This is a genomic window from Mycobacterium sp. G7A2, from assembly GCF_041902445.1.
Taxonomy (GTDB): Bacteria; Actinomycetota; Actinomycetes; order Mycobacteriales; family Mycobacteriaceae; genus Mycobacterium.
Map to the genome: position 1 here is coordinate 19,949 of NZ_CP169251.1, position 22,628 is coordinate 42,576.

Sequence of the window (22,628 nt, forward strand, 5' to 3'; positions counted from 1 at the left end):
ACGGCTGTGACCAGTAGGCTCATCGGACGTGCCCGACCCCAGGCGAGAAAGCGCACCCGGCGAAACCGATGTCGAGCTGCTGGCTGCTGCCCAGGTTTCGCTGAATCGTCATGCCGAGGTGCTGCGCGGTCTCGGGCAGTTGTTCGCCGAGCACGGCCACGAGCTGTATCTGGTCGGCGGAAGTGTGCGCGACGCGTTGCTCGGCCGTCTGGGTGCCGACCTGGACTTCACCACCGACGCCCGGCCCGAGCAGATGCAGCGGTTTCTGCGCGGGTGGGGCGACGCGCTGTGGGACACCGGCATCGAGTTCGGCACCCTCGGCGTCGGCAAGGGCGCCGACCGGCTGGAGCTGACCACCTTCCGGGCCGACACGTATGACCAGGTGTCGCGCAATCCGGAGGTGCGTTTCGGCGACGACCTCGCCGACGATCTGGTGCGGCGCGACTTCACCGTCAACGCGATGGCGGTGCGGATCACCGCCGAGGGGCCGGGGGAGTTCCTCGACCCGCTGGGCGGGCTGACGGCGCTGCGTGCAGGTGTGCTGGACACTCCGTCGGCGCCGGAGGTGTCCTTCGGCGACGATCCGCTGCGCATGCTTCGGGCGGCGCGCTTCGTCTCGCAGCTCGGGTTCACGGTCGCGCCGCGGGTGCGTACGGCGCTGGAGCAGATGGCCCCGCAGCTGGGCCGGATCACCGCCGAACGCGTGGCCGCCGAACTGGACAAGATGTTGCTCGGCGCCGACCCGATCGCCGGGATCGATCTGATGGTCGAGACCGGGCTGGGGGAGGTGGTGCTGCCCGAGATCGGGGCGATGCGGATGGCGATCGACGAACACCACCAGCACAAGGACGTCTACCAGCATTCGCTGACGGTGCTGCGCCAGGCCATCGACCTGGAAGGTCCGGACGGCCCCGACCTGGTGCTGCGGTGGGCGGCGCTGCTGCACGACATCGGCAAGCCGGACACCCGCAGGCACGAGCCCGACGGCGGGGTCAGCTTCCACCACCACGAGGTGGTCGGCGCCAAGATGACCCGCAAGCGGATGCGGGCGCTGAAGTACTCCAAGCAGATGGTCGACGACGTCTCTCAGCTGGTGTATCTGCATCTGCGGTTCCACGGCTACGGGGACGGGCGGTGGACCGACTCGGCGGTGCGCCGCTATGTCACCGACGCCGGCCCGCTGCTGGGCCGGCTGCACAAGCTGGTGCGTGCGGACTGCACCACCCGCAACAAGCGTCGGGCGGCGCGACTGCAGGCCAACTACGACGATCTGGAGCGCCGGATCGAGGAGCTGGCCGCCAAGGAGGACCTGGCCCGGGTGCGCCCGGACCTCGATGGCAACGAGATCATGGCGATCCTCGGTATCCCGGCCGGTCCGCAGGTGGGGAAGGCGTGGACGTACCTCAAGGAGCTGCGGCTGGACCGCGGCCCACTCGAGCGTGACGAGGCGATCGCCGAGTTGCTGACGTGGTGGAACCAGCAGGGCGGCTCCGGCGTCTGACCGGGTGTGGACTACTGCCTGGGTGAGCCGGACGGTTCGGCGACGATGTGGACGGTCGACGGCGGGCCGGAGGTCGGTGGGATCGACGTCGACCGCGACGGGCTGCTCGACGACATGCTGCTGGACACCGATGGTGACGGGTTGGCCGACGAGGCGCTGCTCGACGTCGACGACGACGGTGTGGCCGAGCTGTCGGTCACCGACGACGGGACCGGCACCTGGGCGCTGGGTGCCGACCGGGCCGGGGGATTGCGGTGGTTCGGTCTGGACGGGCTGGAACGTCTCGGCACCGATGTCGCCGATCTGGACGGTGACGGGGCGGCCGAGCGGTTGGCCGATGCCGACGGTGACGGACTGGCGGATCGGGCGTTCGGTGCGGGGTCGGCGTGGGTGGACACCGACGGTGACGGCCGCTGGGATCTGCGTCTGGGGGACACCGACGGCGACGGCCGCGCCGATACGGTCGGGTCTCCCTAGGGGTTGATTTCCCGGGCGAGGCCCCAGGGACGTTGAGACTGCATCCACGGCGGGGTCCACTCGCACTTTCCCGCACGGTGTGCAGACGGTATGGGGGGGCTGGGGCCTCGCTCACATGTGAACGTGGGTTACCGACAGGGTGGTCCTGGCCGGTAGAGCCACAACCATGTGGGAGGCCCCAGTGTTACGTCAGCGTACGAGTGTTGGTTTGGATGTGCACGCACGATCGGTGATCGGGTGTGGATTTGATTGTGAGACCGGTGCGGTCGTCGAGCGGCGGCTATGTCCTGATCCTGGCGAGATCGGCGCCTGGGTGGCTACCTTGGCGGCGCCGGTGAAAGTGGTCTACGAGGCTGGCCCGACGGGGTACGGGTTGGCGCGACATCTGCTTGCTACCGGGATCGACTGCGTGGTCGCCGCGCCGTCCAAGTTGATCCGCCCCCAAGGTGATCGGGTCAAGACCGATGCCCGCGACGCACGTCATTTGGCTCGTCTGCTGTATCTGGGCGAGGTAGTCGCGGTGCAGATTCCGAGCCTCGAACAAGAAGCGGCACGCGATTTGGTGCGCGCCCGCGACGACTGCCGTGAAGACCTGATGGCGGCCCGTCATCGTCTGACCCACATATTGTTGCGGCGCGGCATCGTCTACTCCGGTGGGCACCCCTGGACCGGCAATCACGATGTGTGGTTACACCAACAGCGTTTTGACCATCCCGCCCAGCAACGCACCTTTGACGAAGCCCTGGATGCGGTGCTGGCCGCCACTGCCCGCCGGGATCGACTCGATGCCGCGATCACAGCGATGGCCGCCCACAGTGAATTCAGCCCGGTGATCACCCGCCTGGGGTGTCTGCGCGGCATCTCGACGTTGACTGCATTCGGAATGGCCGTCGAGATCGGCGACTGGCACCGACTCACGGGCCGCTCCATCGGCAACTACCTCGGGTTAGTGCCCACCGAGTGCTCCAGCGGGCCCAGCCGCCACCAAGGCGGAATCACGCGTACGGGCAACAAACACGTTCGTCGATTGCTGATCGAGGCCGCTTGGCAGCATCGCAAGCCCTACCGGCCTGGGGTGGGGTTGCGTCGCCGCTGGGCTGCTGCCTGCCCGGCCGCGCGAGCTCGTGGACAGGAAGGCAACTTTCGATTGCACCAGCGGTGGATCAACTTCGATCAGCGTAAGAAACGGCCGGTCATCGCCAACGCCGCCGTCGCGCGAGAACTGGCCGGCTGGTGCTGGTCGCTGGCGGTGATCGAGGACTGAACACCACCGGATAACACGTCCAGCACGGTATGGGATGAGGTGCCGGCGCGCGACGACACAAGTGACCCGCGATGAGACTGTTGAGCCACTCATGGATTTTGAACATCCGTGTTTGACGCTCGATGCGCAGACCAGCGGTCACTCATGCCGAAAGTCCCGTCCTGCGGTAACCAACCCGCGAATTTCAGACTTGACTCATCGCGTCGATCCACACCATCGATACGCCACACCTAAAACCACCACGTGCTGGCAACAGCGAAGCGGCGGCCGCAACGACGGTTACGGCCGCCGCTTCACCCTGCCTCTTGACAAACCTGCCCCCATATCAGTCTCAACGCTGCTTGGTCGGCGTCCCGCTCCCGGGGTCCGGGGCTGCTGGTCGGCGCCGCCGGCCGGCGCGTCAGCCGCGACCGGCGCCGGGTGGTCCGGCGAACGCCTGCGCGATTCCCAGCCACCGTTCGGCGTCGGGGCCCTCGGCCCTCACGTCGAGGTCGGCGCGGGGACGGCGCTGGGTCACCAGCATGCAGAAGTGCTCGGCCGACCCGGTGACGCGCTGTTCGGCGTCCTCGGGACCCCAGGACCACACGTCGTCCGGGGCGCCGACCGGGGCGGTCAGTTTCACGTGGAACGGTGCCGGCGGCGGGGTGAGCCCGTGCACGGCGAACGCGAAGTCGCGTGTCCGCACGCCGATGTGGGCGATCGAGCGCAGGCGCGCGGTCGGCGCCCGGGTCACGCCGAGCGCGTCGGCGACGTCGAGGCCGTGCGCCCAGGTCTCCATCAGCCGCGCCGTCGCCATCGACGCGGCGCTCATCGGTGGTCCGAACCACGGCAGCTTGCGGCCCTCGGCCACGGTCAGCAGCGCGTCGTGCAAAGCCGTGCGCGTCGCGCGCCAGTCCGCGAGCAACTCACCGGGCGGTGTGGCCGCCAGCTCCTCCGCGGCCACGTCGACGAAGCCCGACGGATCCTCGGCCGCGGCACCCAGGACCGCGGTGAACCCGGGTTCGTCCTCGACGGCGATGAGCGCGACCCGGTCGGTCCACAGCAGGTGGGCGATTTGGTGGGCGATCGTCCAGCCGGCAGCCGGGGTGGCGGTGGTCCACCGCTGCGCGGGCAGGTCGGCGACGAGCTCGTCGAGGGCGTCGCTCTCGGCGCGTAGATCGTCGACGATCGGGGCTGCTCCGGCCATGCCGGTCACCTTAACCGCGTGGGGTGGCGCGGCGGCCGACGGTGGCGTGTGCCGCCAGGCCGGCGAGATAGATGCCGGAGCCCGCCAGAGCGATGGCCGGGGCGTGACCGTCGGCCGGGACGACCGCGGCGGCGGCCGCGATGGCGGCGATGAACGCGATCCAGAACAACGCGTCCTGCACGGTGAAGACGTGGCCGCGCAGCGCGTCCTCGACGTCGACCTGCATCGCGGTGTCGGCGCACAGCTTGACCACCTGCCCCGCAGCGCCGAGCAGGAAGCCGCACACCACCATCACCGGCAGTTGCAGCCCGACCCCGCACAGCTGCACCACCGCAGCGAACGCCAGCGCCGCGTTCGGTGTCGTGTACCGGCCCCACCGCTGCACCGCGGCGGGCGTGATCGCCGTGGCGAGAAACGAGCCGGTGCCGGCGGCGGCGACGAACAGCGCCGTGGTGCCCAGGCCTGCGACCGAGGCCGCCTCGACATGCCGCACCAGCACCAGCACCAGCAGCGTGTTCAGGCCGAAGACCATGCGATGCGCGGCCAGGCCCGACAGGGTCGCGGCCACGGTGGGCACCGCGACCACGGTGCGTGCCCCGTGCACCCATCCGGTGGCCACCGCGTAGGCCACCGAACCGTGCACCGCGCGGGCACTCGCGTCGGGCCCGAGCATGCCTGCGGGGAACCGGACGGACAGCCACAGCGCGATCGCCACCGGTGCCGACACCAGGAAGATGACCGCGGCCCCGCCGGTGTCGTCGGCGCCGAACAGGTAGCGCGGCACCAGCATGAAGAACGCCCCGAAGAACGCCGCCGCGGCTCCGGTGGCCACAGACACCGCGTTCATCGCGACCACCTGCTCGCGCGGCACCAGGTGCGGCAGCGTCGCCGAGATTCCCGACGACACGAAGCGGGTGAACCCGTTGACGATCAACGCGCCCAACAGGATTGGCAGATCGCCGACTCCGGCGCTGAGCAGCGCGGCCACACAGAGGATCAGTGCCAACCGCCCGGTGTTGGCCCCGATGAGCACCAACCGGCGGTCCCAGCGGTCCAACAGGGCGCCGGCGAACGGCCCGAGCAGCGAGTAGGGCAGGAACAGCACCGCAAAGGCACCGGCGATGGCCCAGGGCGCGGCTTCGCGTTCCGGGTTGAACAGGATGGCGCCGGCCAGCCCCGCGTTGAACAGGCCGTCACCGAACTGGCTGACCGCCCGCAGTTCCAGCAGGCGCCGGAATTCGGGCAGCGCGCGTACCGAACGCCACACGTGGGCCAGCGCGCGGAGGTTGGGCACGGGTTTCACATCCTGTTGACGGTGGTGGAACGTCGGGGGTCCGGCGACGCGTCACACGAGCGTTGACGGGCGGATGTCCGCGACCGCATCCACACTACAAATATGGTGTCGTCCGGCGCTTGCGCGCCACCATCGGCCCCCGGTGATGACATGATGGGCGGATGGGTCAGCCAGAGGATCCGGAGGATTTCGTCGCCCCCGCGGCGCACCGCGTGCGTGCTGGCACCCTGCTGTTGGCTAACACCGATCTGCTGGAGCCGACGTTCCGCCGCAGCGTGATCTACGTCGTCGAACACAACGACGGCGGCACGCTCGGGGTGGTGCTCAACCGGCCCAGCGAGACCGCGGTCTACAACGTGTTGCCGCAATGGGCGCAGCTGGCGACCAAACCGAAGACGATGTTCATCGGCGGCCCGGTCAAACGGGACGCCGCGCTGTGCCTGGCCACGCTGCGCGTCGGAGTGGACCACAGTGCGGTGGCCGGGCTGCGCCACATACAGGGGCGCATGGTCATGGTGGATCTCGATGCCGATCCGGCCACGATCGCCCCGATGGTCGAGGGGGTGCGGATCTTCGCCGGATACTCGGGCTGGACGATCGGGCAGCTCGAGGGTGAGATCGAGCGCGACGACTGGATCGTGCTCTCGGCGCTGCCGTCGGACGTCCTGGTCGAGCCGCAGGTCGATCTGTGGGCCCGGGTGCTGCGGCGTCAGCCGATGCCGCTGGCCATGCTGGCCACCCACCCCATCGATCTGAGCCGCAACTAACCCTTCTGGTCCGAGCAGGACAGCGTGCAGGTGGCACACCCACCACCGCTCTCGCCGGCACATCCGCCGCCGGACTGCCGGTCGGCCTCCGCGCGGGCCTGCGTCAGCGCCACCGCCTTCGCGGCCTGCCAGCACCCGGCGGCGACCGTTCCGACCGCCCCGAGGACGCACAGGATCAGCAGCAGCGTCGACGTCGGAGCCGGTGCGACGAACCCGATGACCGCACCGGCGACCAGCATCGCGGCTGCCGCGAGTTGCGTCGGGGCGACCGCGCGCAGGACCCGCAGGACGTAATCCGGCGATGGCGGCCGCGTCAGGAACCACGCGCCCAGCGCGCCGGTCACGGCGGCGGCGCACAGGCAGACGACTGCGGCGACGAACATGACCAGAAGAATACGGCGTGTCAGGGTGCCGTCCCCCGGGCGCCAGGCTTCGCCCGGGGGACGACGGCTCTATCCCTGCAGCCCCAACATCTGCGGCGCGGTGACCGCTGCGGGGACGGCGGGAGCTGGAGGTGCCGCGGCGGGCGCGGCAGGCGCAGGCGGCGCGGCGGGTGCAGGCGGGGCGGCCGCCGGTGCCGGTGGGGTGGCTCCGGGGACGCTGACCTTGAAACCGTTGACGATCGCGTCGGTGGCGTCGGCGGCGGCGACGACCTGGTCGACGCTGGTGGTCACCGACAGCGACACGAGGTAGCGGTCCGCGCCGGAGGTGGCGATGACGTGGCGCCGCGACGTGTTCAGCGTCATCGCGTTCTCCCGGTAGGTCCCCTCGATCACCGACGACGGCATCCCGCCGAAGTCGGCCAGCGAGGCGTCGGTGGACCGCCAGGCCGGCAGCTGCTGACTGTCGACGAAGCCGTGGCTGATCGCCTCCTTGGGGTCGAACTCCCCGAGTAGCTTGTAGACCACGATCTGGGCGTTGGACGTGTAGAGGCCGTTGCCGCCCACCCGGTCGGCGATCACGGCGAACGCGTCGGGGACGTTCGGATCGGGCACGTGTTCCCAGCCGCGCGGCATGGGCAGCACGATGTTCAGCGCACGGAATCCGATGCTGGACTGCGGTTCGAGGGTGACGTTGTTGGCCGCGAAGAACTCCCGCAGCGTGCCCGAGGTCGCCGGAGCGATGGTCGACGGGGGCGGCGCGGGCAGGGCGGGGGAGCTGATGCCGGCCGGGACGGCGGCGGGACCCGCCGCAGCGGGCGCGGCGCCGGCCTGGGCCAGGGCCTGGTCCCCGGCCTGCGGCGCCACGGTGACCGTCTGGGTGACGGTCGCGGGGGCTGGAGCGGGCAGCGGCGGCTGGGGGATCGCCGGCTGCGCCGACGCGGTCGTGCCCGCCAAACCGAGGACTCCGGCGACGCCTGCGGCGCACGCCCCGATTCCTCCTGCCATGACCCGCCACTGGCGGGTGATTTCGCTCATCGAGTGCAGCCCTCCCGTTCCTCTCCCGACGTGTGTTTCCGTGGTTCCGGGCAGCTCACCCGGTTCAGGCGACGAATGTATCCATGCGGTTCGCGCAGCCACCAGTGCTGGGATCGACCTGGAATCAACCCCTGACGCATCCGCAACGGAACCGAGATCAACCCGTGGCCCGGAAGATCGCGATCGGCGGGCTTATACCCTGGTGAGGTGACCGAAACGCCGACCGCGCCGCCTGCTGCCGACGCCGACACCCCCCGGTACCGCTACACCGCCGAGCTCGCCGGGGACATCGAGCGTGGCTGGCAGCAGGAGTGGCAGGCCCGCGGAACGTTCGACGTGGCCAACCCGGTCGGCTCGCTGGCCCCCGCCGACGGCGCGTCGCTGCCCATCGACAAGAGGGTGCCGACCGACAAGATGTTCGTCCAGGACATGTTCCCGTATCCGTCGGGTGAGGGTCTGCATGTCGGGCACCCGCTCGGCTACATCGCGACCGACGTCTACGCCCGCTACTTCCGGATGACCGGCCGTAACGTGTTGCACGCGTTGGGCTTCGACGCATTCGGGTTGCCCGCCGAGCAGTACGCCATCCAGACCGGGACCCATCCGCGCACCCGTACCGAGGCCAACATCGTCAACTTCCGGCGCCAGCTCGGACGACTCGGGCTGGGCCACGACTCGCGGCGTAGCTTCTCCACCACCGACGTCGACTACTACAAGTGGACGCAGTGGATCTTCCTGCAGATCTACAACGCCTGGATCGATCCCGAGCTCGGCCGGGCCCGCCCGATCGCCGAACTGATCGCCGAGTTCGAGGCAGGCACGCGCCCGCTCGCGGACGGCCGGGACTGGTCGGCGCTCAGTGCCGGGGAGCGTGCCGACGTCATCGACGGGCACCGCCTGGTCTACCTGTCCGACTCGGTGGTCAACTGGTGCCCCGGGTTGGGCACCGTGCTGGCCAACGAGGAGGTAACCGCCGACGGACGCAGCGAGCGGGGCAACTTCCCGGTGTTCCGGAAGAGGTTGCGGCAGTGGATGATGCGGATCACCGCGTACTCCGACCGGCTGCTCGAGGATCTCGATGTGCTCGATTGGCCGGACAAGGTCAAGACCATGCAGCGCAACTGGATCGGGCGTTCCACCGGAGCGTCGGTGTTGTTCGGCACCGACGCCGGCGACATCGAGGTGTTCACCACCCGTCCGGACACGCTGTTCGGGGCCACCTACATGGTGCTGGCCCCCGAACACGAACTGGTGGACGCCCTGGTTGCGAAGACCTGGCCCGACGGTGTCGATGCGCGCTGGACGTACGGGGCGGCGACGCCGGCGGAGGCGGTCGCGGCCTACCGGGCGGCGATCGCGGCGAAGTCGGATCTGGAGCGTCAGGAGAACAAGACCAAGACGGGGGTGTTCCTGGGCGCCTATGCGGTGAATCCTGCCAACGGGCAACAGGTCCCGGTGTTCATCGCCGACTACGTGCTGGCCGGCTACGGTACCGGCGCGATCATGGCGGTGCCCAGTGGGGACCAGCGCGACTGGGACTTCGCCACCGAGTTCGGTCTGCCGATCGTCGAAGTCGTCTCCGGCGGCGACGTCACCGAGGCGGCCTACACCGGTGACGGCGAGCTGGTGAACTCCGGCTTTCTGAACGGGATGACCGTCGGGCAGGCCAAGGCAGCCATCACCGAGAAGCTGACCGCCGACAGCCGCGGGTGGGCGCGCGTCGAATACAAGTTGCGCGACTGGCTTTTCGCCCGGCAGCGGTATTGGGGCGAACCCTTCCCGATCGTCTACGACGCCGACGGGCGGGCGCACCCGCTGCCGGAATCGCAGCTTCCGGTGGAACTTCCGGACGTGCCGGACTATTCGCCTGTGCTGTTCGATCCCGACGATGCCGGCAGCGAGCCGTCGCCCCCATTGGCGAAGGCCACCGACTGGGTCAACGTCGAGCTCGACCTCGGCGACGGGATCCAGAAGTACACCCGCGACACCAATGTGATGCCGCAGTGGGCCGGAAGCTCCTGGTACGAACTGCGATACACCGACCCCCACAACCAGGACCAGATGTGCGCCCCGGAGAACGAGGCGTACTGGATGGGCCCGCGGCCGGCCGAGCACGGCCCCGACGATCCGGGTGGTGTCGACCTGTACGTGGGAGGGGTCGAGCACGCGGTGCTGCACCTGCTGTATTCCAGGTTCTGGCACAAGGTGCTTCACGATCTGGGCCACGTCAGTTCCCGCGAGCCCTACCGGCGTCTGGTCAACCAGGGCTACATCCAGGCGTTCGCCTACACCGACCCGCGTGGCGCCTACGTGCCCGCGGCCGAGGTCGTCGAACGCGACGGCCGCTTCTTCTGGCCGGGCCCCGACGGTGAGATCGAGGTCAAGCAGGAGTTCGGCAAGATCGGCAAGAGCCTGAAGAACTCGGTGTCACCCGACGAGATCTGCGACAACTACGGCGCCGACACATTGCGCGTCTACGAGATGTCAATGGGTCCGCTCGAGGCATCGCGGCCGTGGGCAACCAAAGATGTTGTCGGAGCGCACCGTTTCCTTCAGCGGGTTTGGCGGCTGGTGGTCTCCGAGGACAGCGGCGCCACGGTGGCCACGGACGACGAGCTCGACGATGCCACGCTGCGGCTGCTGCACCGCACGATCGCAGGCGTGGCAGACGACTACGCCGCGCTGCGCAACAACACCGCGGCGGCCAAGCTGATCGAGTTCACCAACCACCTGACCAAGCAGTCGGTGACCAGCCGGGCCGCGCTCGAGCCGTTGGTGCTGATGCTCGCGCCGCTGGCGCCGCACCTGGCCGAGGAACTGTGGCGGCGTCTCGGCCACGACTCGTCGTTGGCGCACGGGCCCTTCCCGGTCGCCGACGAGGCCTACCTGGTCGAGGACAGCGTGGAGTACCCGGTTCAGGTCAACGGCAAGGTGCGGGGACGGGTGACGGTCGCCGCCGACGCCGACAACGACGCGGTGCAGGCCGCGGCGCTGGCCGAGGAGAAGGTCGTGGCGTTCCTCGACGGCCGGACCCCGAAGAAGGTCATCGTGGTCCCCGGCCGACTGGTCAACGTGGTCCTGTAGCCGGCGGGTCGGCGTGGTTCCGGCCGTGGGCCGACGACGAGTGGGCCGGGATCACCGCGGGCGGACGATCACCTCGTGGATGTGGGCGTCGCGGGGAGCGTTGATGGCGTCCGCGGTGACCCGGGCGACGGTCTGCGGGCTCAGGAACTGGTCGGGGTCGTAGTCGCGGCCCTCGTAGGCAACCAGATCCTCCTGCATCGCGGTCGCGATGCGGCCCGGATGGATCGAGGTGACACGCAGGGTCGGTTCATCGGTGCGCAGCGAACCGGCGAACCCGCGCAGCGCGAACTTGCTCGCCGAATAGGACGCCAGCCCGGGGGACGGGTTGATACCCGACCCGGAGTTGATGAACACCACATGCCCCTGCGCCGCACGCAGCGCAGGCAGCAGCTCCAGGGTCAGCGCCACCGCGCCGATGACGTTGACGGCCATCGATGAGCGCCACTCGTCCACCGAGGTCTCAGCGACCCGCCCGGGGTAGGCCACCCCGGCGTTGTGGATGAGCACGTCGAGCTCGACGATCGGTTCCACGACCGCGGCCAGCGAGTCCGGGTCGGCGAGATCCATCGGCCAGGTGGTGGCGCCGAGGCGCTCGGCGACGGCATCGAGGCGGGGGGACGGGCGGCCGGCGAGCAGCAGCGTGTAGGTGGGGGCCAGCGCATCGGCCAGGGCGGAGCCCAGTCCGCCGGAGGCCCCGGTGATCATGGCGGTCGGCACGAATCGAACCTTACCGATCTGCGCGGCGGGCGAACTCGTCGCATGATGAAGGGCGATGCCCCACGATCCCAGCTTCACGCCCACGCAACTCGCGGCCCGCGCGGCCTATCTGTTGCGGGGCAATGACCTCGGTGTGATGACCACCGCGGCGCCGCTGCTGTATCCGCATATGTGGAGCTGGGACGCGGCGTTCGTGTCCATCGGACTGGCTCCGTTGTCGGTCGAGCGGGCGGTGGTGGAGCTCGACACGCTGCTGTCGGCGCAGTGGCGCAACGGCATGATCCCGCACATCGTGTTCGCCAACGGCGTCGACGGCTACTTCCCGGGCCCGGCCCGGTGGGCCTGCTCGGCGCTGGCGGCCAACGCCCCGGGTGCTCGGCACACGTCCGGGATCACCCAGCCGCCGGTGCATGCGATCGCTGTGCAACGCATCCTCGACCACGCGCGCACCCGCGGCCGGTCCACCCGCGCGGTCGCGGAGTCGTTCCTGGACCGCCGCTGGGCGGAGCTGGTGCGCTGGCACCGCTGGCTCGCCGAATGCCGCGACCTCAACGAACGGGGCCGGATCACGCTGTACCACGGCTGGGAGTCCGGGATGGACAACTCACCCCGGTGGGACGCCGCCTACGCGAACGTGGTGCCCGGCGATGTGCCGGAGTACCAACGCGAGGACAACAAGATCAACACCGACGCCACCCAGCGCCCCAGCGACCTCGAGTACGACCGGTACCTCTGGCTGGTCGAGGAGATGAAAGCGGCCCGCTACGACGACGAGCTGATGTCGAAGTCGGTGAGTTTCGCGGTCGAGGACGTCTTCGTCTCGGCGATTCTGTCGGTGGCCTGTCAGGTGCTCGCCGAGATCGGTGAGGACTACAAACGCCCCCACGCCGACGTGCGAGACCTGTACGCCTGGGCGGACCGGTTCCGGTCCGGGGTCATCGAGACCACCGACCAGAGAACCGGCGCGGCAAGGGATTACGACGTGCGAGCGGACAGGTGGATCGCCACCGAGACGGTCGCACAGTTCGCGCCGCTGCTCTGTGGAGGTCTGCCGCACGACCGGGAGAGGACCCTGCTGCGTCTGCTGGAGGGGCCGCGGTTCTGTGGTCACCCGGATCTGGCCTACGCGCTGATCCCGTCGACGTCACCGGTGTCGCGCGACTTCCGGCCGCGCGAATACTGGCGCGGTCCGGTGTGGCCGGTGATGACGTGGCTGTTCGCGTGGTGCTTCGCCCGGCGGGGGTGGGCCGAGCGGTCCTCGATCCTGCGCCGGGAGGGCCTGCGCCAAGCCAGCGACGGCACCTTCGCGGAATACTACGAGCCGTTCACCGGTGAACCGCTGGGCAGCATGCAGCAGTCGTGGACCGCGGCCGCGGTACTGGACTGGCTGGGCTGAATTCCCGGCGAGCCGCGCGAGGTTATTCGGCGATCCGCTCGAGCGGTGCCAGCGCCTTGGCCAACGCCTCGAGCTCCTCGCCGCTGAGCTTGCTCAACAGCGAGGCCAGGTGGGCCTGCCTCGAGGCCAGTGCTTCTCGATGCTGCGCCAACCCCTCGGGAGTGATGTCGACGAGTACGGCACGCAGGTCGGAGGGGTCCCGGGAGCGTTTCACCAGGCCGAGCTTCTCGAGGCGGCGAATCGCCACCGTGGTCGTGGGGGTGCGGACCCGCTCGTGCGCGGCCAGTTCCGTCATGCGCATCGGGCCCTGGTCGAACAGCGTGAGGAGGATGGACAGCTGGGCCAGGGTCAGGTCCCCTGACGTCGAGGTTCGCCCCGTGTGCCGCAGCACGGCCAGCACCTTGGACAGCACGCGCTGCAGCTCTCCGGCGAGCTCGCTGACCTGTGCATCTGCTTCGACCATAATTCAGTCAGTCTAACCGGTTCTGACCGGTCGGAGACGATGTCGCCGGGTTTCGCAAGCGAATTTTACGCGGCTTTTTCGCAGGTCAGCAGTGATGTGGCCGCAGGTCAGCAGTGATGTGGTCGCAGGTCAGCAGTGATGTGGTCGCAGGTCAGCGTCAACGTGCGCTGCAGGTCGGCGTCAGCGTGGTCCGTCCGGCTGCTCCAGCGCCGACGGCCGAAGCACCCCGCGACGGACCAGTTCGGCCACCAGGATCCGCGCCATCACCGCCGCGCGCTGCGCGCACGCACCCTTCGCCGCGTCCGGGTCGCCGTCGCGGATCGCCGCGAGCTCGGCCTCGTAGCAGGGCAGCAGCTCGTCGCGATGCCCCAGGTAGGTCTCCCAGAAGGCCTGCGGAATCATCGTCTGCGACGAGTCGATGATCGCCTGCAGCCGCGGCCCGGCGTATTCACCGTTGACGATGTTGCGGAACATCCGGGCGTGCGTGTCGAACGTCCTGGAGTCTCTGCCGCCGCGCATCGCCGAGATCTGCTCCTCGAGCGCGGCGACTATCTCCGGGTCGGAGGCTTGAGCGGCGCGCGACGAAGCCAGGCCGCTGAGCACTCCGTACAACTCGTGGTGTTCGCGGACCGTGGACTCGTCGAAACGCTCGACGTAGGCGCCGCGGTGGTAGCGGGTCGACAGGATGCCGTCGTGTTCGAGCTGCACCACCGCTTCTTGGACCGGAACCCGGCTCAAGCCGAGCTCCTGGGCGATCTCGTTGCGGTCCAGGCGATCTCCCGACCGGAGCTTGCCGGTCAGGACCAAATTGACCACGTGTGCGACCACGAGGTCCTTCTCTTTGACCCCATACTTCTTCGGCATGGCCGCGCCAGTCTCTCACGCGGCGAGGGCCCACGGTCGACGTTCGGCGGCTTCAGCTGACGCCGGACTGGCGCGAGTCACGCCATCGGCACAGCGCCTCGGCCACGGTCAAGTCGTAGTCGGGTCCGTTGACCCCGATCGTCAGCAGCGTGACGCCCAAGGCGACCAGAGATTCGGCCCCCTCGATCGCGGCCTCGGCGCTACGCTCGGGCACGCCCGAGGACCGTTCGATCGCACCGGGATCGCGACCGACGTCGGCGCAATGCCGGTCGAGCACCTCGGCCTTGCCCGGATAGGTGGACGCATCGGTGAAGCCGTGCCAGATGTGGGCGTGTTCGGCGACCATGCGCAACGTCTTCTTCTCGCCCTGTCCGCCGATCAGGATCGGGATGTCCCGCACCGGCTGCGGGTTGAGCTTGCCGAGCCGAGACTCGATCCGCGGCAGCGCCGCGGCCAGCTCGTCGAGTCGGCCGCCCGCAGTGCCGAACTCGTAGCCGTACTCGTCGTAGTCCTTCTGCTTCCAGCCCGAACCGATGCCCAGGATCAGCCGGCCGTCGGAGATGTTGTCCACCGTGCGGGCCATGTCGGCCAGCAGTTCGGGATTGCGGTAGGAGTTGCAGGACACCAACGCGCCGATCTCGATGTGCGAGGTCTGCTCCGCCCACGCGCCGAGCATCGTCCAGCACTCGTAGTGGGCGCCCTCCGGGTCGCCGTACAGCGGGAAGAAGTGGTCCCAGTTGAAGGCGACGTCGACACCGAGATCTTCGCAGCGACGTACCGCGTCGCGGATGTGGCTGTAGCGGGGCGCGTGCTGCGGCTGCAGCTGTACGCCGATACGGATGGGGCGAGTGGAGGAGGTCATGCCTCCAACCTAGGCGCGAAACTGGGCGCGAAACTGCGGTGAGATCGTGAATTCTTGCGAAGGGGCGATCTCGCCGCGGTTTCGGTACATGCGGAGCCCGGCAAGCGCTCAGACTTCTGCTGTTTCGTCTTCGCGCAAGCGCTCAGAGGCCGATCTGACCGTTGTTCTTCCACACCGCCACCACCGACGGGCGCGCCGTGCCGTTGCCGCCCTCGGGCCAGCGGGACTGCGGGTCGTCGATGCTGTTCTCGTCGTTCTCGCCGGGGTGCTGCACGCAGACGGTGACGAGATCGTCGGTGACGACCGGCCCGCACGTCTCGGCACCGAGCGGCACAGTGAGGAACTGCTTGACCTCGCCGCGGTTCGGGCCGTCGAGCGCGACGGCGAACAGACCGTCGTTGGAGTCCAGGGCGTTGCCGTCGGTCGAGATCCACAGGTTGCCGTGGGAGTCGAAGGCGAGGTTGTCAGGGCAGGAGATCGGGCTGACCTTCGACTTGTCGAAGCCGCCGTAGTAGGTGTCGGCGGCTTCGGGATCCCCGCACACCAGCAGCAGATCCCAGGTGAAGTCGGTGCCCGCGTGGTTGTCGGTGATCTCGAGGACCTGACCGCTCTTGTTGTCGTTGCGCGGGTTGGCCGCGTCGGGGCCCGCCTCACCGGGCGCGCCCCGCTTGCTGTTGTTGGTCAGCGCGACATACACCTTGCCGGTCTTCGGGTTGGCCTCGAAGTCCTCGGGGCGGTCCATCTTCGTCGCCCCTGCCTTGTCGGCCGCCATCCGGGTGAACACCGCCACCTCCTGGGCGGTGATGCCGTCCACCAGCGACTCAGCCTGCCCGTCGGCGCCGCTGCGCAACAACGGAAGCCACGTGCCGGTGCCAGAGAAGGACCCGCTCGGCGGCAGTTCGCCGGAGCCGTCGATCTCGCTGGGCGGGATGTCGCTGGACAGCCTGGCCACATACAGCGTGCCCTCGTCCAGGATCGTCATGTTGTGCGCCATCGCCGCAGTGTTGCTCTTGTCAGGTCCCGGATCCCGCATCTTCTTCGACGACACGAACTTGTACATGTAATCGAAGCGCTCGTCGTCGCCGGTGTAGGCAACCACGGTGCCGTCGTCGGTGACGTAGATGTTGGCGCCCTCGTGCTTGAGGCGGCCCATCGCGGAGTGCTTGACCGGCGTGGAGTTCGGGTCCCAGGGGTTGAGCTCGACGACGTAGCCGAACCGGTTGGGCTCGTTCGGTGTTGCGACGAGGTCGAAGCGCGGGTCGAAGGTCTCCCACTTCAGCTCGGTGGGCTCCAGTGACACTCCGTAGCGGTCCAGGCGGTCGGCCTGCACCGGCGCCGGGGCCGGAGAGCCCTCGGCGGCACCGAAGTAGTCCTGGAAATTCTCCTCCCCGGACAGCACCGTCCCCCACGGGGTCACACCGCCGGCGCAGTTGGCGAATGTGCCTGCGACGGTGCGGCCCTCGGGATCGGCAACGGTCTTGACGAACTCGCTGCCAGCGGCGGGCCCGGTCAGTGTCATCGGCGAGTCTGCGGTGATGCGGCGGTTGTAGCGGCCCATCACCGGCTTGAGACCCTCCGGGGTGCGCTCGACCTCGACGACGCCCATGCCGACCGCGGCGATCTCGACATCGAACTGCTCGCGCGTGGGCGCGTCGGGGTTGTAGCCGGAGAACATGAACTGCGGTGTCACGTATTCGAAGTTGGTGACCAGCAGGAAGCGGTTGCGGCTGCCGGGAATGGGCAGCAGACCGGCGAAATCGTTGTTGAACCCGAACTGGCCGCGCTGGGCGTCGCCGCTCTGGTTGGTCACGTCGAACGCCGGCGCACCGGGCAGCACCGGATCGCCCCAGCTGATCACGACGGCCTGCTGGTAACCATCGGCGACGACGACGGCGTCCTCACTGTTGGGGGCGACCGAGGCGAAGTTCATGCCGGGAGGCGGCCCGGCGGGGGCCGCCGACGACGAGGTCGACGACGCTGCGGGCTGAGAATCGCTCGAACACGCGGCCAGGACGGAACCGGCGCCGACGGCGAGCACCGCGACGCCGCCGGCCTGCAACATGGACCGCCGCGACAGGGTCTTGACGATGTCGCCGAAGTACTCGTTGTCGCTGCGGTTGGGAACCGGCTTGGAGCAGGCGTCACCGCACTTGTAGACGCACGTGATGTGCTGTCGCTCGGACTTTCCGTCATGCGTGACAAACAGATTGAGCGGCACAAGCGCCATGGCGGTGCTGTTCCTTCCACGGTCGACTACCGGCCGGGACTGAGGCCGGGACTCGCGGAAAATTACGGCAGCCGGGCTAGCAGCAGGCAATCAGAAGGTGAACAGCCGGGGGTTACCTGGGCCGCGCGCTTCAGCTTTCGAGAATTTCTCGCAGCAGTGTGGTCAGCACGCGGGGCTGATCGCTCTGCACCGAGTGGCCCGAGTCGGCGACGACGTGCACGCCCCGGAAACCGGGCGCGGTGCGGGCGAACGCGTCGGCGTCCTCGTCGTTGACGAAAAACGAGTTGGCTCCGCGGATCAGCGTCGTGGGGGTGTCGAGCCTGGGCACGTCGTCCCACAGTCCCTCGAAGCCCTCGGCTTTGGTGATGGTGTCGTACCGCCACGTCCAGGTGCCGTCCTCGAGACGCTTGGCGTTGTGGAAGACCCCGCGCCGCAACGACTCCCGGTCCCGGTGCGGCGCGGCGGCGACCGTCACCTCGAGCATCGCGTCGAACGAGGGAAAGGTGCGTTCACCCTGCACCAGCGCGACGGTGCCCTTCTGCGCGTCGGTCATCTCGGTGTGCCGCTCGGGCGCCGAGGGAGTCACGTCGACGAGGACCAGTTCGCGCACCAGCTCCGGGGCGCTCACCGCCAGCCGCAGCGCGGTCAGACCCCCCAGCGACATGCCGACCACCAGTTCCGCGTCGGCGGCGTGTTCGCGGATCATCGGTTCGACGGCGGTGGCGTTCAGTTTGGGGCCGTAGTCGCCGTCGTCGCGCCACGCCGACCGGCCATGGCCGGGCAGGTCGACGGCCAGCGCCGGAACCCCCAGTCCGACGATGACGGTGTCCCAGGTGTGCGCGTTCTGTCCGCCCCCGTGCAGGAACACCGCCCGGGGCGCGCCGTCGCCGAACTTCACGGCGCTGACCTGGCCGTGCTCGATACGGGTGGCGGCGGGCAGTGGACCGGACACGCCCGCTTGGCGGGCGTTCTCCTGGAGGAAGATGAACTCGGACAGGCTGGCCAACTCGTCTTCGGTGTCGTCCATGGGGAAACAGTACGCACCGGCGAAATTCAGATGCGGCCCACCTCCGCGGTGTGTCAACGTCGGGAGGTGACTGCATCGTCGGAGGTGATCGTCCGCGGCGCCGAGGACGGCGACTGGCCGGGAATGGCGCTGCTCGCCGCCACCTGTTTCGGGCTGTGGCATCCACCGGACGCGCGCCAGATGTGGCAGAGCCTGGTGGCGCCGGGGTGCGCGGTGGTGGCGTGCGACGGACCCGATGTCGTGGGCACCGCCGTGGCGCTGGACCTCGAGGTGACGGTGCCGGGCGGCGCGGTGCTGCCGATGGCGGGCATCTCATGGGTGGCCGTGTCGCCGACGCATCGCCGCCGCGGTGTGCTGCGGGCCATGTTCGCTGAACTGCACATCAGGATGGACCGCTATCCGATCGCGGGTCTGGAGGCCAGCGAGGCCGGCATCTACGGCCGCTTCGGCTACGGGCGCGCGACGGAGGCGCTTCGACTCACCATCGATCGGGGATCGGCGCGCTTCCACGACACCGTCGCCGACCCCGGTGGGGTGCGCCTCGCCCACGCCGCCGAGCACCGCGAGCAACTCGAGGACATCTTCGAGCGGTGGCGGCGGCAGACGCCGGGCGGTCTGCACAGTCCCCGCCAGTTGTGGGATGACGTGCTCACCGACCGCCCCGATGCCCGCGACGGCGGAAGCGCCCTGTTCTGCCTGCTGCACCCCGATGGTTTCGCGTTGTACCGGGTACATGGCGGTGAACGTAAAGACCGAATCGAGATCACCAAGTTCGCCGCGGTGACCGCGGACGCGCACGTGGCGTTGTGGCGCACGCTGCTGGGCATGGACTTGATGGATTCGGTGTCGGTGCACACCCACCCTGGGGAGGCGCTGCCGTATCTGCTGACCGATCCGCGGCTGGTCCGCACCACCGGCGTCGACGACGGGTTGTGGTTGAGGTTGCTCGATGTCCCCGCCGCGTTGCGGGCGCGCACGTACTCCGCCGATGTGTCGGTGGTGCTGGACATTTCGGACCCGGTGTTGGGTGGGGGCGGCCGGTTTTCGCTGGACGTGCATGACGGCCGGGCCCGGTGCGTCCCGACGACGGCGGACGCCGACGTGCACACCGACCTGTCGGTGCTGGGGTCGCTGTATTTCGGGGCGCACCCCGCGTCGGCGTTCGCGACGGCGGGCCGGTTGCGCTGCGCCGACCCTCGGCTGGTCACGGCGTTGGACGCCGCGTTCGCCTCCGGCGTCCCCGCCCAACTCGGCTTTGGCTTCTAGGCTGGCTTCTAGCCCCAAATGCGTTGAGACTGCGCCCACAGCGGGGAAGTGCGAGTGACTTCCACCGTGAGCGCAGCCTCAACGAGGGTTTGGCGGGTTACTTCCCGTCGATGAAGTTCTCCAGCTGCTCGCGCGCGACGTCGTCGGCGAGCTGCTTGGGCGGGCTCTTCATCAGGTAGGCCGAGGCCGCCTCGACGGGGCCACCGACACCGCGGTCCTTGGCGATCTTCGCGGCGCGCACCGCGTCGATGATCACGCCGGCCGAGTTGGGGGAGTCCCACACCTCGAGCTTGTACTCCAGGTTCAGCGGCACGTCACCGAAGGCGCGGCCCTCCAGGCGCACATAGGCCCACTTGCGGTCGTCGAGCCACGCCACGTGGTCGGACGGGCCGATGTGGACGTTCTTGTCCTCGACCTTGCCGGCCAGCGATCCGGACAGGTTGGACGTGACGGCCTGGGTCTTGGACACCTTCTTCGACTCGAGCCGGGTGCGCTCGAGCATGTTCAGGAAGTCCATGTTGCCGCCGACGTTGAGCTGGTAGGTGCGGTCGAGCGCGACGCCGCGGTCCTCGAACAGCTTGGCCATCACGCGGTGGGTGATGGTGGCGCCGACCTGGCTCTTGATGTCGTCACCGACGATCGGGACACCGGCGTCGGCGAACTTCTTGGCCCACACCGGATCCGACGCGATGAACACCGGCAGCGCGTTCACGAACGCCACACCGGCGTCGATGGCGCACTGGGCGTAGAACTTGTCGGCTTCCTCGGACCCGACGGGCAGGTAGGACACCAGCACGTCGACCTCGGCGTCCTTGAGCGCCTGGACCACGTCGACGGCGTCGGCATCGGAGATCTCGATGGTGTCGGCATAGTACTTGCCGATCCCGTCGAGGGTCGGTCCGCGCTGCACGACGACGTCGGTGGGCGGCACGTCGGCGATCTTGATGGTGTTGTTCTCGGAGGCGAAGATGGCCTCGGACAGGTCGAAGCCGACCTTCTTGGCGTCCACGTCGAATGCGGCGACGAACTTGACGTCGCGCACGTGGTACTGGCCGAGCTTGACGTGCATCAAGCCGGGAACGGTGGCGTTCTCGTCGGCATCCTTGTAGTACTGCACGCCCTGCACGAGCGATGACGCGCAGTTGCCCACGCCGACGATCGCGACCCGGACGTCATTGCTTGCGGTCATGACGGCTTCTCCTCTTGTCCAACTCGACCTGTATTTCGAGAACTACTGTCGGGATTACTCACTGCTTCGACTGGCGCCGGGACCTGGCTCAGGTCTGTTCGGCGTGTCCTTGTGCAGACTTCTCTGCGGCGATCAACTCGTTGAGCCACTTGACTTCTCGTTCGCTGGACTCCAGGCCCAGCTGATGCAGCTGCCGGGTGTAGCGATCGAACGAGCTGCTCGCCCGCGCAACGGCTTCACGCAGACCTTCGCGGCGTTCCTCCACCTGACGACGACGGCCTTCGAGGATGCGCATTCTGGCTTCCGCCGGTGTGCGGTTGAAGAACGCGAGGTGGACCCCGAAACCGTCGTCGGAAAAGTTCTGGGGACCGGTGTCGGCCACCAACTCGCTGAAACGTTGTTTTCCGGCGTCGGTGAGTTGATACACCCGGCGGGCGCGGCGCACCTTCAGGGAACCGTCACCGGAGGCGTCCTCGACGATCAGGCCGTCGGCCTGCATGCGGCGAAGCGCCGGGTAGAGCGAACCGTACGAGAAGGCCCGGAACGCACCCAGCAGACCGGTCAGCCGTTTACGCAGCTCATAGCCGTGCATCGGTGATTCCAGGAGTAGCCCCAGGACGGCGAGTTCGAGCATCGGGGGACACCTCCTCGAGAAACCTGTCCGTCGCTACGACGGCTCGACACGTCAGCCAACTGTATCGCGCCGATATATTAACCGCTACATCGGAGCGCGCAAATCTCGCGCAATCTTCGGACGGGTCAGTTGCTGGGGTAGCTGATGTGCTTGACGGTGCCGTCGGCGTTGAGCTCGACGTAGCCGCTGCCGAACTCGCTGGACACGTAGATCGACAGGTCGATCGCCCCCGGGGGTGCGGTGATGTCGCTGCTCGGATCGATCGACAGATAGATGTTGTCGACGTCGGCGGCGTTGATGCCCAGCGTCTCGGGCGCCCCGCGGAGCAGACCCACCACTTCCTCGACGTCGAACGCAGCCAGGTCGACCAGCACATCGCGCTCGTCCTTGGCCGACGTCGACGGGTCGCCCCAGCCGCCGCGGTAGCTGTAGCGCAGCACGCGCCGCGCGTCGGCGGGGTCCGGGCGCTCCAGCGATGCGTAGTCGGGGTAGACGGTCAACGAGTAGCCCGAGGTGTCCCCGAACTTCTGCCGCATCTGCTCCAGCAGGCCGTTCAACCCGCCCAGCGACTGCAGTTGCCGGGGCGGAGTGAGCACCTTGGCCGGGATACCGTCGGACTTCGCGCCGGGGTCGGAGGTGAAGTTCAGCGGCGACGGGGTGTTGCCGTAGAGCCCCCAGCCGATCGCGATGCCCAACACGACCAGGACGCCGGCGATGGCCGCTTTGATGCCCCACCCGGGTGCGACGGGCAGGCGCCGCTTTTCCGGCGGCGACAGTGTGATCGGCGGGGCCGCGATCTGCAGGTCGGCGACCAGCGTCTGCAGTTCGCCCAGCGTGGCCGCGGTGGTGGCGGCCTTCACCCGTTCGCCGTGTTCGGTCATCGAGAGCTGACCTTCGGCCAGTGCGGTGTCCAGCGCCGCGCACGTGGAGTTGCGGTCGCTGTCCTTCGCCCGCGTGCCCGACGTCCGCCGTGCTGAGCTGCCCGAGGCCAC

The 22,628-nt window shown here is 68.7% G+C and carries 20 protein-coding genes; 7 read left to right on the forward strand and 13 right to left on the reverse strand.

The genetic code is table 11. The annotated features are described in order from the left end of the window. Positions 1-28 precede the first annotated feature (28 nt). The 3 genes from ACEWX3_RS00095 (at position 29) to ACEWX3_RS00105 (ending at position 3,242) form a co-directional block, all read left to right on the forward strand. On the forward strand, positions 29-1,501 hold the full coding sequence (locus tag ACEWX3_RS00095) for a CCA tRNA nucleotidyltransferase (protein ID WP_374158364.1): 1,473 nt from the start codon (positions 29-31) through the stop codon (positions 1,499-1,501). Positions 1,502-1,507: 6 nt separating this feature from the next. Then, on the forward strand, positions 1,508-1,978 hold the full coding sequence (locus tag ACEWX3_RS00100) for a pullulanase (RefSeq protein WP_207067182.1): 471 nt from the start codon (positions 1,508-1,510) through the stop codon (positions 1,976-1,978). Positions 1,979-2,144: 166 nt separating this feature from the next. After that, positions 2,145-3,242, forward strand: coding sequence for an IS110 family transposase (locus ACEWX3_RS00105; protein ID WP_347221028.1), 1,098 nt, complete (start codon positions 2,145-2,147; stop codon positions 3,240-3,242). Positions 3,243-3,642: 400 nt separating this feature from the next. Here the strand turns inward: ACEWX3_RS00105 and ACEWX3_RS00110 are convergent, their stop codons facing one another. Then, on the reverse strand, positions 3,643-4,428 hold the full coding sequence (locus ACEWX3_RS00110) for a TIGR03084 family metal-binding protein (RefSeq protein WP_207067181.1): 786 nt from the start codon (positions 4,426-4,428) through the stop codon (positions 3,643-3,645). 10 nt (positions 4,429-4,438) lie between these two features. Beyond that, entirely contained in the window at positions 4,439-5,722 is a 1,284-nt protein-coding gene (locus ACEWX3_RS00115) for an MFS transporter (RefSeq protein WP_207067180.1), read from the reverse strand. A gap of 161 nt (positions 5,723-5,883) precedes the next feature. On the opposite strand from ACEWX3_RS00115, the gene ACEWX3_RS00120 reads away from it, so the two are divergent. Continuing rightward, the gene (locus ACEWX3_RS00120) at positions 5,884-6,489 is read left to right on the forward strand and encodes a YqgE/AlgH family protein (RefSeq protein WP_152519405.1); all 606 of its coding nucleotides are present in this window, start codon (positions 5,884-5,886) and stop codon (positions 6,487-6,489) included. Here the strand turns inward: ACEWX3_RS00120 and ACEWX3_RS00125 are convergent. Further along, entirely contained in the window at positions 6,486-6,872 is a 387-nt protein-coding gene (locus ACEWX3_RS00125; protein ID WP_207067179.1) for a hypothetical protein, read from the reverse strand. The genes ACEWX3_RS00120 and ACEWX3_RS00125 overlap by 4 nt on opposite strands. Positions 6,873-6,941: 69 nt before the next feature. Then, a complete protein-coding gene (locus ACEWX3_RS00130; RefSeq protein WP_207067178.1) occupies positions 6,942-7,907 on the reverse strand; it encodes an LpqN/LpqT family lipoprotein in 966 nt (321 codons plus the stop codon). 207 nt (positions 7,908-8,114) lie between these two features. Between ACEWX3_RS00130 and leuS the strand changes: the two genes are divergently transcribed. Next, on the forward strand, positions 8,115-10,991 hold the full coding sequence (gene leuS, locus ACEWX3_RS00135; RefSeq protein ID WP_374158365.1) for a leucine--tRNA ligase: 2,877 nt from the start codon (positions 8,115-8,117) through the stop codon (positions 10,989-10,991). A gap of 51 nt (positions 10,992-11,042) precedes the next feature. On the opposite strand, the gene ACEWX3_RS00140 is transcribed toward leuS, so the two are convergent. Then, positions 11,043-11,708: an SDR family oxidoreductase gene (locus tag ACEWX3_RS00140; protein ID WP_374158366.1), complete on the reverse strand. Its 666-nt coding sequence runs from the start codon at positions 11,706-11,708 to the stop codon at positions 11,043-11,045. Positions 11,709-11,763: 55 nt separating this feature from the next. On the opposite strand from ACEWX3_RS00140, the gene ACEWX3_RS00145 reads away from it, so the two are divergent. Further along, positions 11,764-13,104, forward strand: coding sequence for an amylo-alpha-1,6-glucosidase (locus ACEWX3_RS00145; protein WP_207067176.1), 1,341 nt, complete (start codon positions 11,764-11,766; stop codon positions 13,102-13,104). 22 nt (positions 13,105-13,126) lie between these two features. Here the strand turns inward: ACEWX3_RS00145 and ACEWX3_RS00150 are convergent, their stop codons facing one another. The 5 genes from ACEWX3_RS00150 to ACEWX3_RS00170 form a co-directional block, all read right to left on the reverse strand. Then, a complete protein-coding gene (locus tag ACEWX3_RS00150) occupies positions 13,127-13,567 on the reverse strand; it encodes a MarR family winged helix-turn-helix transcriptional regulator (protein ID WP_207067175.1) in 441 nt (146 codons plus the stop codon). Between the two features lie 180 nt (positions 13,568-13,747). Then, a complete protein-coding gene (locus ACEWX3_RS00155) occupies positions 13,748-14,431 on the reverse strand; it encodes a GntR family transcriptional regulator (RefSeq protein ID WP_374158367.1) in 684 nt (227 codons plus the stop codon). Between the two features lie 52 nt (positions 14,432-14,483). Next, positions 14,484-15,293: an LLM class F420-dependent oxidoreductase gene (locus ACEWX3_RS00160; RefSeq protein ID WP_374158368.1), complete on the reverse strand. Its 810-nt coding sequence runs from the start codon at positions 15,291-15,293 to the stop codon at positions 14,484-14,486. Between the two features lie 142 nt (positions 15,294-15,435). After that, the gene (locus ACEWX3_RS00165) at positions 15,436-17,520 is read right to left on the reverse strand and encodes a PhoX family phosphatase (protein WP_374158369.1); all 2,085 of its coding nucleotides are present in this window, start codon (positions 17,518-17,520) and stop codon (positions 15,436-15,438) included. Positions 17,521-17,650: 130 nt separating this feature from the next. After that, positions 17,651-18,547: an alpha/beta fold hydrolase gene (locus ACEWX3_RS00170; protein WP_374158370.1), complete on the reverse strand. Its 897-nt coding sequence runs from the start codon at positions 18,545-18,547 to the stop codon at positions 17,651-17,653. A gap of 30 nt (positions 18,548-18,577) precedes the next feature. Between ACEWX3_RS00170 and ACEWX3_RS00175 the strand changes: the two genes are divergently transcribed. Continuing rightward, positions 18,578-19,813 (forward strand): enhanced intracellular survival protein Eis, encoded by a 1,236-nt coding sequence (locus tag ACEWX3_RS00175; RefSeq protein WP_374158371.1) that lies wholly within the window; start codon positions 18,578-18,580, stop codon positions 19,811-19,813. A gap of 97 nt (positions 19,814-19,910) precedes the next feature. Here the strand turns inward: ACEWX3_RS00175 and ACEWX3_RS00180 are convergent, their stop codons facing one another. From ACEWX3_RS00180 to ACEWX3_RS00190, 3 genes are all read right to left on the reverse strand, one after another. Next, entirely contained in the window at positions 19,911-21,002 is a 1,092-nt protein-coding gene (locus tag ACEWX3_RS00180; RefSeq protein ID WP_207067169.1) for an inositol-3-phosphate synthase, read from the reverse strand. Positions 21,003-21,090: 88 nt separating this feature from the next. After that, the gene (locus ACEWX3_RS00185) at positions 21,091-21,636 is read right to left on the reverse strand and encodes a PadR family transcriptional regulator (protein WP_221361783.1); all 546 of its coding nucleotides are present in this window, start codon (positions 21,634-21,636) and stop codon (positions 21,091-21,093) included. Positions 21,637-21,761: 125 nt separating this feature from the next. After that, positions 21,762-22,628, reverse strand: a complete 867-nt coding sequence (locus ACEWX3_RS00190; protein ID WP_374158372.1) for a DUF1707 domain-containing protein — start codon at positions 22,626-22,628, stop codon at positions 21,762-21,764.